10 protein-coding genes are annotated in these 13106 nt (G+C 44.1%); 6 read left to right on the forward strand and 4 right to left on the reverse strand.

All coding sequences use genetic code 11. The features are described 5' to 3' along the window. The first annotated feature begins 73 nt into the window (after nt 1-73). The 6 genes from BT_RS02475 (at nt 74) to BT_RS02505 (ending at nt 10102) form a co-directional block, all read left to right on the forward strand. Nucleotides 74-2413, forward strand: coding sequence for a TonB-dependent receptor (locus BT_RS02475; RefSeq protein ID WP_008765027.1), 2340 nt, complete (start codon nt 74-76; stop codon nt 2411-2413). A gap of 280 nt (nt 2414-2693) precedes the next feature. Then, nucleotides 2694-3263, forward strand: coding sequence for a YdeI/OmpD-associated family protein (locus tag BT_RS02485; RefSeq protein WP_008765028.1), 570 nt, complete (start codon nt 2694-2696; stop codon nt 3261-3263). A gap of 178 nt (nt 3264-3441) precedes the next feature. Beyond that, nucleotides 3442-5745, forward strand: a complete 2304-nt coding sequence (locus BT_RS02490; RefSeq protein WP_011107301.1) for a family 20 glycosylhydrolase — start codon at nt 3442-3444, stop codon at nt 5743-5745. Nucleotides 5746-5875: 130 nt separating this feature from the next. After that, nucleotides 5876-6484 (forward strand): TetR/AcrR family transcriptional regulator, encoded by a 609-nt coding sequence (locus BT_RS02495; RefSeq protein ID WP_011107302.1) that lies wholly within the window; start codon nt 5876-5878, stop codon nt 6482-6484. Nucleotides 6485-6545: 61 nt separating this feature from the next. Further along, nucleotides 6546-8375 (forward strand): ABC transporter ATP-binding protein, encoded by a 1830-nt coding sequence (locus tag BT_RS02500; protein WP_011107303.1) that lies wholly within the window; start codon nt 6546-6548, stop codon nt 8373-8375. Next, nucleotides 8372-10102 (forward strand): ABC transporter ATP-binding protein, encoded by a 1731-nt coding sequence (locus BT_RS02505; RefSeq protein WP_011107304.1) that lies wholly within the window; start codon nt 8372-8374, stop codon nt 10100-10102. Before BT_RS02500 ends, BT_RS02505 begins: the two co-directional genes overlap by 4 nt. Nucleotides 10103-10423: 321 nt before the next feature. Here the strand turns inward: BT_RS02505 and BT_RS02510 are convergent, their stop codons facing one another. From BT_RS02510 to BT_RS02525, 4 genes are read right to left on the reverse strand one after another with little or no spacing between them, the layout of a single operon-like run. Then, nucleotides 10424-11524, reverse strand: coding sequence for a TIGR04133 family radical SAM/SPASM protein (locus BT_RS02510; RefSeq protein ID WP_008765031.1), 1101 nt, complete (start codon nt 11522-11524; stop codon nt 10424-10426). After that, on the reverse strand, nt 11521-11973 hold the full coding sequence (locus tag BT_RS02515; protein ID WP_011107305.1) for a radical SAM-associated putative lipoprotein: 453 nt from the start codon (nt 11971-11973) through the stop codon (nt 11521-11523). The genes BT_RS02510 and BT_RS02515 overlap by 4 nt, the downstream gene beginning before the upstream one ends. A gap of 38 nt (nt 11974-12011) precedes the next feature. After that, nucleotides 12012-12581, reverse strand: a complete 570-nt coding sequence (locus tag BT_RS02520) for a hypothetical protein (protein ID WP_008765033.1) — start codon at nt 12579-12581, stop codon at nt 12012-12014. Between the two features lie 44 nt (nt 12582-12625). Then, nucleotides 12626-13057: a hypothetical protein gene (locus tag BT_RS02525; RefSeq protein WP_008765034.1), complete on the reverse strand. Its 432-nt coding sequence runs from the start codon at nt 13055-13057 to the stop codon at nt 12626-12628. Between the last annotated feature and the right edge of the window lie 49 nt (nt 13058-13106).

Below are 13106 nucleotides of genomic sequence, written 5' to 3' on the forward strand. Positions count from 1 at the left end.
GGTCTTCTTTGGAAACTGCTGTTGCTTCCCATCCTTATTATTTTTGATTTAAAACATTAAAAGACTAACGACAATGAAAAAATATCTTTTAGTCCTGGTCAGCCTATGTTGTGCCTTGTTGCCTGCATTGGCTGAACATCCGGAGTATCCGGAATTGAAAAAATCTGATGCGAATATAATTGGTCATGTATTGGATAAAAAGACAAGTGAGCATCTGCCTTATATTACCATAGCATTAAAGGGAACCACTATAGGAACCGTCACCGACGCTACCGGACACTACTTCCTGAAGAATCTGCCGGAAGGAAACTTTATGATGGAAGTCAGCTCGGTAGGGTATAAGACGGTTACCCGTAGTGTGACCTTGAAAAAAGGTAAAACGCTGGAAGAGAACTTTGAACTGGAAGAAGATGCGATTGCTCTGGACGGAGTAGTCGTCTCTGCCAACCGTAGTGAAACGACCCGACGTCTGGCACCGACTCTGGTCAATGTAGTAGATTTGAAACTGTTTGAAACCACTAATTCTTCTACATTATCACAGGGCTTGAATTTTCAGCCTGGTGTCCGTGTAGAGACTAACTGTCAGAATTGTGGGTTTCAGCAAGTCCGGATCAATGGGCTGGACGGCCCCTATACACAGATACTCATCGACTCCCGTCCCGTGTTCAGTGCCCTTTCCGGGGTATACGGGCTGGAGCAGATTCCTGCCAGCATGATCGAACGTGTAGAAGTCATGCGCGGGGGTGGATCGGCATTGTTCGGCTCTTCGGCCATTGCGGGAACGATCAATATCATTACGAAGGAGCCTCTGCGAAATTCCGGTCAGTTATCGCATACGATCACTTCCATTGGTGGCAGTTCCGCATTCGATAACAACACCTCGCTGAATGCTTCCCTTGTAACGGACGATCATCGTGCCGGATTGTATATCTTCGGGCAGAACCGTCATCGGTCGGGATATGATTATGACGGAGACGGATTTACGGAACTTCCGAAACTGAAGAATCAGACGGTCGGTTTCCGTTCTTATCTGAAAACGAGTACTTACTCCAAACTAACGTTTGAATACCATCATATGCAGGAATTCCGCCGTGGTGGAGATATGCTGGATCGTCCTCCTCACGAAGCCCATATTGCCGAGCAGTTACAACACTCCATAGATGGCGGAAGTCTGAAATACGATTATTTCTCACCGAATGAAAAGAATCGTTTAAGTGTTTTTGCCTCGGCAGCCAATACGGATCGTGACAGTTATTATGGTCCCGGCAACGATCCTCTGAAAGCATACGGAAAGACGACCGACCTCACCGCTATGGGCGGTGTGCAATATGTGCACACATTCGACAAATGTCTTTTCATGCCTTCCGACCTGACAGCGGGACTCGAATATAACCGTGACCGGCTGAAAGATAATATGTGGGGATACGACCGCCATACGGACCAGACGGTCAAGGTTTACAGTGCTTTTCTACAGAACGAATGGAAAAACAAACATTGGGGAATTTTGATTGGCGGGCGTCTGGATAAGCACAATATGGTGGATGATGTTATTTTCAGCCCGCGTGCCAACCTGCGTTTCAATCCTACGGATAATATCAATCTGCGTTTGAGCTATTCTTCCGGCTTCCGCGCCCCACAGGCATTTGACGAAGATATGCATATCGAAAATGTAGGTGGAACAGTGGCGATGATCGAGCGTGCAAAGGACTTGAAAGAGGAAAAATCGCAGAGCTTCAGTGCATCCGCAGATATGTATCACCGCTTTGGTGCTTTTCAGACTAATCTGTTAGTAGAAGGATTTTATACGAGGCTGACTGATGTGTTCGTGTTAGGAGGGCCTTTTGACCGTGGTGACGGTGTGCTGGTGAAAATACGCAGCAATGGTCCGGGAGCCAAAGTAATGGGATTGACTCTGGAAGGAAAGATTGCTTATCTTTCTTTGCTTCAAATACAGGCAGGACTGACATTGCAGCGCAGCCGATACGATGAACCGCATAAATGGCACGATGATGCGCCGGCAGAAAGAAAAATCTTCCGTACTCCCGATATCTACGGTTATTTTACGGCTACTTATACTCCCGTCAAACCGTTGTCCATTGCTCTCTCGGGTACATATACCGGCAGTATGCTTGTGCAGCGTATGGACATCAGCGCAGAAAACGTAGCAATGGGCGATATGCCCGAGCGAAAGGCGGAAGCCATCCGTACACCCCGGTTCTTCGATATGGGAGTGAAGATAGCGTATGACTTCAAACTCTATAAAACGGTAGACTTACAACTTAGCGGAGGTGTTCAGAATATCTTTGAAGCATATCAGAAAGACTTCGACAGAGGAGCTAACCGGGATTCCAACTATATCTACGGTCCTTCGCTTCCGAGAAGTTTCTTTGCCGGAGTGAAGATTAGTTATTGATACGATACCGGTCTGTTATTTTCAGAACATTTTATGCATCCGGGAATGTGATAAAACGATTGCTTCCCGGATGTTTTATAAATAAGCGACAGATTTGGCATTGATGATTTCAACGATAATCATGTCTGCCTGACCGATTTTTAGTATTTTTGGCGATTGTAAGTAAGCGATTCAAAGTCTTATCAGATTGTATTACGGATTATGATAAAAAGAAGATGGACGAAATGCTTCATTATTACGAATGTAAAGGCAGTAAAATAATTAGTTTGAATGACCTATTATGGCAACAGAAAATAAAATAAAGTATTTTGAAAATCGGGAAGACTGGAGAAAGTGGCTGATGGACAACTTTGAAACCGAAGACGAAATTTGGTTTGTATTTCCTCTTAAATCGTCAGGTGAAAAAAGTATTGCATACAACGATGCTGTTGAAGAAGCCCTTTGTTTCGAATGGATTGACAGTACGATAAAACCGCTTGATAAAGAACATAGAATTCAGCGTTTCACGCCTAGAAAACCTAAAAGTACATACTCGCAAGCCAACAAAGAAAGACTTAAATGGTTATTGGCAAATAAAATGATACACCCTGAATTTGAAGATAAAATACGCACAGTTTTATCTGACCCTTTTATTTTTCCCAATGACATAATGGACAGATTGAAAGAAGATGAAATAGCATGGAGAAACTACCGGCATTTTTCCGACGCATATAAGCGTATCCGAATTGCATACATTGAAGCAGCAAGGAAGCGACCGGAAGAATTTGAAAAGCGATTAAACAACTTTATCTGTAAAGTGAAAGAGAATAAGATGATAACCGGATTTGGCGGAATAGAGAAATATTATTGAGATTGTCCGAATCTTTATGGAAGAATATCCTTATAGTCTGATGGAAGCGATGGAGCATCATTAGTAGTAAATCACTAAAAACTTTTCTTTCCCTTTTAGTAGTTTGCCTGTTTGAGTTGTATTATATATAGATAGTCAATAAAAGTCAAAGTAATCAACTTATTAAACAGTTAACCTTATGTTCAAACAACTAAGTACTTCTCTACTGATTGCATCAGCATGTATTTTGTCCTCTTGCACGCCTACGGTGAAGCAGGAGATTGCAATTTTACCTACCCCCGTTAGTCTGACGGAACAGTCGGGTGCTTTCGTCTTAAAGGATGGAATGAAAATCGGCGTTTCCGATCAGTCCTTATTTCCGGCTGCCGGATATTTGCAGGATATTCTTCGGAATGTGGTGTCTACTTCTGTAGAGGTGACCGAAGCCGATAAGGCGGATATCTATCTCCAGCTAGGGCAGGATAATGGAAAGCCCGGCTCTTACAAACTTCAGGCTACCCCCAAGTCTGTTCAGGTTGAAGCCGGAGATTATTCGGGTATCGTTTCCGCCATTGCCAGCCTCCACCAACTGCTGCCTGCCGGAATAGAAGTGCAGGGAACGAAACAGACTTTCTCCATTCCTGCCGTGCAAATAGAGGACTCGCCGCGCTTTGAATGGCGTGGTTTTATGCTGGATGCTTCCCGTCACTTCTGGAATAAAGATGAAGTGAAACATGTGCTGGATCTGATGTCCTTATATAAACTGAATAAGTTCCACTGGCATCTGACGGATGATCAGGGATGGCGGATCGAAATCGAGAAATATCCGTTGCTGACGGAAAAAGGAGCGTGGCGTAAATTTAACAAGCACGACCGTGGTTGTATGGAGCGTGCGGTAGAAGAGGACAATACCGACTTCCTGATTCCGGAAAACAAAATACGGATTGTAGAAGGAGATACTCTGTATGGTGGTTACTATACGCACGAAGATATTAAAGAAATTGTAGATTATGCTGCACAGAGAGGTATTGATGTGATTCCGGAAATAGATATGCCGGGACATTTCCTGGCTGCTATCACCCAATACCCGGATCTCGCTTGTGACGGACTGATCGGCTGGGGAGAAACATTCTCTTCTCCTATTTGTCCGGGAAAGGATACGACGCTGGAATTCTGTCAGGATGTCTTTAAAGAGATTTTCGATCTCTTTCCTTATGAATATGTACACATGGGGGGTGACGAAGTCGAGAAAAATAACTGGAAAAAGTGCCCCCGTTGCCAGAAGCGAATCCGCACGGAAGGACTTAAATCGGTAGAAGATTTGCAGGCATGGTTTGTGCGTGATATGGAGAAATTCTTCCTTGCCAATGGAAAGAAGTTGATAGGCTGGGATGAAGTTGTTGCCGACGGACTGACTTCGGATGCTGCTATTACCTGGTGGAGAAGTTGGTCGAAAGAGGCAGTGCCTATGGCCACTTCGCAAGGACAAAGAGTGATTGCCTGCCCGAATGAATATTTCTATTTTGATTATGCGCAGGATAAAAACTCCGTGAAGAAGATATTGGCATACGATCCGTATGCAGACGACCGCTTGTCACCCGAACAGAAAGAATGTTTCTGGGGCGTGCAGGCTAATCTCTGGGCAGAATGGATTCCGTCTATGAAACGTATCGAATATCTGATACTTCCCCGTATGGTGGCGTTGAGTGAAATAGCCTGGGTGCAGCCGGAGGCGAAACCGGATCTGAAAGAGTTCTATCGTCAGCTTGTTCCGCATTTCAAGCGGATGGATATCCTTGGATTGAACTACCGGGTACCCGATCTGGAAGGATTCTACAAAGTGAATGCTTTCCTTGATGAGGCTTCGGTTGATCTGACTTGTCCGTTGCCGGGCATTGAAGTCCGTTATACTACTGACGGAAGTATGCCGACTAAGCAATCCACTCTTTATGAAGGAAATCTGAAAGTGACGGAAACGACAGATTTTACTTTCCGCACTTTCCGTCCCGACGGTACTCCATCGGATGTAGCACGTACCCGATACGTCAAAGCTCCTTATGCGGAGGCAACTGCTGCTCCGGCTTCTTTGAATTCCGGACTGAAAGCCGTATGGCATAAATTCCGTGGTAATCTTTGTGCGGATATCGATGCGGCTCCCGTGAATGGTGAGTATGTCGTAGAATCCGTTTCTATCCCCGAAGAGGTGAAAGGAGATATCGGCCTGATAATCACGGGTTACCTGGAAGTACCTGCCGATGGCATCTATACATTTGCTCTTCTTTCGGACGACGGCAGTACGCTGAAACTGGACGGCGAATTACTGGGAGATAATGACGGAGCACACTCACCGGTAGAGATTATAGTACAGAAGGCCTTGAAAGCCGGACTGCACCCGATAGAAGTACGCTACTTCGATTGCAATGGCGGAGTTTTGCAGATGGAATTAGTCAATGAAAAGGGTGAGAAAGAAGTGCTTCCTAAAGAATGGCTGAAACATGAATAAACAGATCTCCTGAAGATTTTTTATTAGGTATTAATATAGATGAGGTAATTCTTGTTGAAATATCCCTATAAATGGGTATTTCCCAAATCAAAAGTTCTTCTCAACTTTGCAGAGTGAATAAAACGCCACTATGCAATATTTGAAAGAAGACATACAGGAAAAAATCCTCCACATAGCCGAAGAAGTATTCTCCGAAAAAGGATATAAGGATGCTTCCATGCGCGAAATTGCTTCCCGAACAGGGATTACAGTCAGCAACATCTATCATTATTTCACCAATAAGGATGAGATATTCCGCACGATTCTGAAACCTGTGCTGAATGATTTGTATGCCAAGATATATAGTCATGATGCCAATCAGATGTCCATAGAGGTTTTTACGAATTCGGACTATCAGCAGGAATCCGTGCAGGAATATATCGATTTGGTTTCCGAACACCGTGCCCGGTTGCGTATGTTACTTTTCCAGGCACAGGGATCATCCCTGGAAAACTTCCGTTCGGAGTATACCGATGCGATGACACGTACTATCTTTGTCTTTTTTCAGGGGATGAAGCAGAAGTACCCGCACCTGAATATAGGTATCACCGATTTCTTTATTCATCTCAATACGGTATGGCTGTTTGCCTTGCTCGAAGAACTGGTGCTGCACCACGTGAAGAAAGAAGAAATGCAGAAATTTATAGCAGAATATATAGCCTTTGAAACGGCAGGTTGGAAGGAGCTCATGAATGTATGAGCTCCTTCTTTTTTTGAACGATTCAGAGGAATGTTCTTTTTTAAAAATCAGATATATATAAATGAAAAGGTTGAAAGAAAAACAGAGAAAGAAAAGTGGTGTGAGTCGCTTGTTTGAGATAGCAGGTGAGAAGAAAGGCTTACTGATGCTTGCCGGGGTACTTTCGGCGATCAGTGCCTTGTGTATGCTGGTGCCTTATTGGTCGGTATATGAAGTGCTGAAAGAGCTTTTGTTGCATGGCAGCAAGATAAGCGAGTTGGATAGCAGTGTGCTTATACACTGGGGATGGGTGGCATTTGTCGGTCTGGTGGCAGGACTGCTTTTACTGTATGGAGCATTGATGGCATCGCATGTGGCGGCGTTCCGTATTCTCTACGGGTTGCGCATTCGTCTGTCCGGGCATATCGGACGCCTTTCGCTGGGATACCTGAACGGTACTTCCACCGGAGCGATCAAGAAGACTATGGAACAGAATGTGGAGAAGATAGAGAATTTTGTGGCGCATACCATTCCCGATCTGGTCAATGTGCTGGCAACCATTGTGCTGATGTTTATCATCTTCTTCTCCCTGAACGGGTGGATGGCGGCTATTTGTGTGGTCTGCATCGTTTGTAGTATCGGTTTGCAGTTTATGAACTTCTTTGGGAAAAAAGCCAAAGAGTTTACGAAAATCTATTATGATACGCAGGAGCGTATGAGTGCTTCAGCTGTCCAGTATGTGAGAGGAATGCCCGTGGTGAAGATATTTGGTCAGAGTGTGCGCTCGTTCCGCCAGTTTAATAGTGAGATAGAGGCCTATAAGAGTTATGCTTTAAGAGTCTGCGACACCTACCAGCCCGGTATGATTGCTTTTACTGTATTGCTGAATTCGCTGATAACCTTCATTTTGCCCGTAGGTCTGTTGCTTCTGAGCAGAGAGACGCAGAATATTGGTCTGGCGGCAGTTTATCTCTTCTTTATTATTATGGGGCCCGGCGTGGTTTCTCCTATCTATAAACTGATGTATCTCGGTTCAAGTACGAACGAGATTGACGAGGGAGTGAAACGAATCGACCGCATATTTGATGAACAGGTACTTCCCGAAACTGCGGTTTCGCATTTGCCCGCTTCCTATGATATCGAGTTTCGTCACGTATCGTTTGCCTACGAAAACAAGGCGGAGACTACCCGTACCGAAGCGCTGAAAGACATCTCTTTTACTGCGCCACAGGGAGCGATTACTGCGCTGGTCGGTCCGTCAGGTTCCGGAAAGTCTACGGTAGCCAACCTGATTCCGCGCTTTTGGGATGTCAGTGAAGGGGAGATCTGCATTGGCGGAATTAATATAAAAGAGATAGCGACCGAGGATTTGATGAATCTCGTTTCCTTTGTTTTTCAGGACAGCTTTCTCTTCTTTGATACGCTCTATGAGAATATTCGGGTCGGTAATACGTCTGCTACCCGTGAACAGGTGATCGAAGCTGCCCGTGCGGCTCAATGTCACGATTTTATAGAGAGTCTGCCGGACGGCTATCATACGCGGATCGGTGACAAAGGAGTGTATTTGTCCGGCGGTGAGTCCCAACGGGTTTGTGTGGCAAGAGCCATTCTTAAAAATGCTCCGATTCTGGTGCTTGACGAGGCGACTGCTTTTGCCGATCCGGAGAACGAATATAAGATGCAGCAAGCCATTCAGCAACTTATCAAAAATAAAACGGTCATCATTATTGCTCACAGACTTTCGTCCATCATTTCAGCCGAACAGATACTTGTCCTGAAAGAAGGCAAGCTCGTACAAAGCGGACGTCACGAAGTGCTGAGCAAAACGGACGGTGTATATAAAAGAATGTGGGATGCCTATACCAGCGCATTCCGTTGGCAATTAACTATCAAAAAGGAGGAAACAAAATGAATGCAATCAAGAATATTACGGTAGGACATACCGAACGTCTGCGTAAACCTGTCGGTTACACGATGCTTGCCAATCTGGTGAATATCGTTCCGTTCTGTCTTTCTATCGAAGCCATAAATGTGATTTTCCGTACGTTTGACGGTAGTGGTACACCGCTGGATACGAATCGTCTTTGGATGATTTTTGCTATATTGGTCGTGTATATGGTGGTGATGGCTTTTGCCGAACGCGCCGCCTATCGTGCCAACTTTCGCGGTGCTTATGAGATGAGTGCCGAAGGGCGTATTAATTTAGCCGAGCATCTGCGTAAATTATCCTTGGGATTCCTGTCCCGCAGAGATCCGGGGGATCTTTCTTCCATGCTGATCACTGACTTTACCATGGCGGAAACGGGAATATCCCATCACTTGCCCCAATTGATGGGAGCGTTGGTAATGCCGGTTTTTGCCTTCCTTGGCTTGCTTTGGATTGACTGGCGCATGGCGGTGGCCATGTTCGTAGCTTTACCGCTTGCGGTTGCTGTCCTGTTGCTTAGCAATATCGCCCAGCGTAAGCTGAGTGTGCGACAGATTGAAGCCAAGATTAATGCCGGAAACCGCTTGGAAGAATATCTGCAAGGCATACGGGTGATGAAAGCATATAATTTGCTGGGAGGCAAGTTCGAACGCCTGAAAATGGCTTTTAGTGATCTCCGTCGTGCCTGTATCCGGCAGGAGGCGCTTCTCGGTCCATTTATCTTATTCTCGGTCACATTGATTCGTGCCGGATTGACATTCATGATACTTTGCGGTACGTACCTGTTGATAGGAGGCGAACTTTCACTGCTCACGTTTGTCATGTTTCTGGTGGTCGGTTCCCGTGTTTTCGATCCGCTGACATCTGCCTTGACTAACTTTGCCGAGTTTCGCTACTTCTCCATCGCAGGAGGACGTATCCTTACGTTGATGAACGAACCGGAAATGAAGGGAGATCGTGATGTGCCCGAAAGCGGAGATATTACTTTTGATCATGTATCTTTCGGTTATCAGGAAAAGGAAATACTGCATGATATTTCCGTGACTCTTAGAAAAGGGACGCTCACTGCTTTGGTCGGTCCTTCCGGAAGCGGAAAGAGTACGATGCTGAAACTTTGCGCACGCTTCTATGATCCGCGTAAAGGCTCGGTTCGTTTTAACGGAATGGATATGAAAGAACTGGAGCCGGAGTCATTAATGAAACATTGTTCCATGGTTTTTCAGGATGTCTATCTGTTTCAGGATACGCTGAAGAATAATATCCGTTTCGGCAGGACAGATGCTACGGATGAAGAGATCGTAGCGGCAGCGAAAAAGGCTTGTTGTCACGAATTCATCATGCGTCTGCCCAAAGGATACGATACGATGGTAGGAGAAGGTGGCTGCACTCTTTCGGGAGGAGAAAAACAACGGATCTCCATTGCCCGTGCCATGCTGAAAGAAGCTCCGGTCGTGCTGCTGGATGAGGCTACTGCCTCTCTCGATCCGGAGAATGAAGTAGAAGTGCAGCAGGCTATCAATACCTTGATTGCGGGACGGACGGTAATCGTTATCGCTCACCGCCTCAAAACGATCCGAAATGCCGACCGGATTATTGTGCTGGAAGAAGGACGAATTGCGGAACAAGGCACTCATGATGAACTTTTGAGCCGGCCGGGGCTGTACGCCAAACTTTGGAATATACAGGAACAGACATCGGGATGGAAACTATAAAAACGGCTCATCAGAGATAAAACGAAAAGGTCCGGCTTTCACAAGCCGGGCCTTTTGTTTACTAGAATTTATGCTATTTACACTTATTCTGTAATATTGAATACATTATATGGTTTTTTTAAACTAACAACCAAATGTGAGAATGCGGGAGAATCACTTCGGCCGATTCCAATGTTTTCAATGTGGCTACGTAATTTTTAATTATGACTAATTAATTCAATTCTGATATTGCAAAGATAGGGGCTTTGACGATTTCCTGCAATCACCTGAAATGGGTATTCTTGGGCGGGTTACTAGCAATATATAGTGGGTCTGAATCTTTTATTCCGGAACATTTGCAGAGTTTCCTGTCAACCTGTTCAGATGACATACCAGTAGTTTTCCTTCATTATCTCTCAAATGCATACCATTGCCTTGACAATAACGGAAGTATTTGCATCGGGCGCACTCGTCTTTTTTCATCCATGAACGGTCGCGATAAGGCTGGAATTTCGTTTGCCATATTTCCCAAAAATCATCCTGATAGATATTTCCTTGATGGTAGTTGGAGCGGATGCTGCTACAGGCACTGATAGAACCGTCAATCAAAACGGAGCCGACTGATATTCCGGCACTACAGAAGAAAGGAGTATTCCGTACTTCACCTTCATAGTTACCCAGGAAACCTTCGCAGCCGTAACTCGCACGGATAATTCCTTCCTTTCGGGTGTCACGGATGAAGTCGAGTACTTGTTTCAGTTCTTCTCCGTTCATACGGAATTCCGGTTCTTCGGCGGCTCGTCCTACCGGAAAGATGGTAGATACTCTCCATCGTTTGACTCCGAGACTGATAAGTAACTCTTTCATAGCCGGCAACTGTGGCAGGCTACGGCGGGTGACACAGGTAATGACGTCGAATGTCAGTTCAGGGATAGCTGTGATTTCCCGTATGGCATTTACGGCACAATCGAAACTTTCGGGATGTCGTCGCATCCAGTTGTGTACATCCTTCAGTCCGTCAAGGCTGATGGATATACTACGCATACCGCTGCGGATCAGGTTGTGAAGCCGTTCGCGTGTGAGACACAGGCCGTTGCATACCATGCCCCACGGGTATCCCCGTCGGGATATTTCTTTGCCGCAAGTTTCCAAATCTTCACGTACGGTTGGCTCTCCACCGGAGATAATGACGAATACATCGTGCGGATTGGTATGTGTTGCTATGCTGTCCAGTACTTTTAGAAAATCCTGCAGAGGCATATCCGGAGTAGCGGGAGAGGACTTGCAGTCACTGCCACAATGGCGGCAACGTACATTACATCGTAAGGTGCATTCCCAAAAAAGCTGTCTGAGCGGATGTTCTTCCACTCTTTCGTGTTTCATCCGGCGAAATATTTCTAAAGCCAGCCATCGGCGGGGAGTAAGGGGGATGATACGTTTCATTCTTCTTCTTTTTTCTCCTCTTTAAGTAAAGTGACTTTTCCCTCTTTTCCAAGGTCTTGTATTCTAATCTTTTTTGTTTGGTATGCACCATTCTTTTCGCCGTCTACATCTGTATACTCAAGGTACATTTCTGTATCTTTGGGAGGATACTCTTTGAATTTAAATGTATTGATTGCTATACCGCTTACCGTATAATGCTCTATTTCACGTGACTCGGTATAGGCAGTATCTGTAATTAATGAATCTTCTTGATTCATATAACTGGATACTACGCGAATGCCATTAATAGTTTCTTTTTCTTCATTTTGTACTTGACTGCTTATTATAATGTCAGGAGTCCAGACGGGACCGGGACCATAATAACAAGGTTCGTCCCAGATCTCGTTATTATTGCCACATCCGGAAAAGCCTAAAGCGGCGAGCAGACTTAGTAGATATTTGTTTTTCATGTTGTTAATGTGTTTAGTTCTTGTTGGGACAAAGATAATTAATCTTTGAATTGGTTGTTCTCCATTGTTCGTTTTATTTTTTTTAGATGCTTTTCCAATGCAATATACACTTCTTTCCGATAACTGACAAAAATAGTTTTATCTGTTTGGAAGGAATCTTTCTTTTTACCGTCATAGTGCGGAATATTGGATAAAAACAGGCTATACGAGAAAATCATGTTCTCCTCTATTTGGCGGGAAGGCTTGAATGACTTGGCAGGTATGTAAGAATAAATACCCTCTTTACAACGGTAGGGTTTATACATTTGCACAACTCCCCACGAATTAATCTCATCCACCCGGATGCTTCTTTTCCCGAACAGGCTTCGTTCTTCTATTCTATCCTCACAAAGTAAAATCTTACTGGGTAATGCCCAATAGATTAACAGGATAGACAAAGATATGGGCAACAAGAAAATAAAAAGGACTTTATTCTCACTTAAATTGGATACACATAAAAAGTAGATCATAAATGCACTGAATATACTGCATATTGCAACTCCTGCCCAAACAAACTTATTTGTAGAATAAATCCAGAATGTGTTTTTTTCCAAACTTTTATCTTTCATATTTAATTCAATTCTTTTACAGAATCCGGATTGCCATGTTTCGTTTAAATCAAGCTATCTTTCATCATTATTCGTAGTTGTTTTTGTGTAGGTAATGTTTTCCATCCTTTATCTGGCGCTTTTAGAGTAAACCAGGATGGTACGGTGTCTAATATTCGATGTCGGTTGGGGGCTTTGGCTAAGAATGTTACAAAATAACGGGTTCCGATTGGAGTGTTTTTACTCTCGTTAAATGATATAAAAAAACTTCCTTTATATAAAGTCTTATTATATATAAATTCATATTTTGCGCTTTGTCCTCTATAAGCAGAACCGTATTTAATAAGAGTTACTATAGAATATATGCCATCCTTTCTTACATTGTTGTTTCTAATTGTTGAGACAGCATACAATAGAATGAATACTATAATGGGAACTATAAATTTAAAAATCTTGGTTTGATTAATCAGCTTCATTGCTATTCTATATCCTTTCATTTTTCTTCATTTTTTATTGCAACTAATGTCCGGTGGCTAACCGACCGTT

The sequence above is a fragment of the Bacteroides thetaiotaomicron VPI-5482 genome (assembly GCF_000011065.1).
Lineage (GTDB): Bacteria > Bacteroidota > Bacteroidia > Bacteroidales > Bacteroidaceae > Bacteroides > Bacteroides thetaiotaomicron.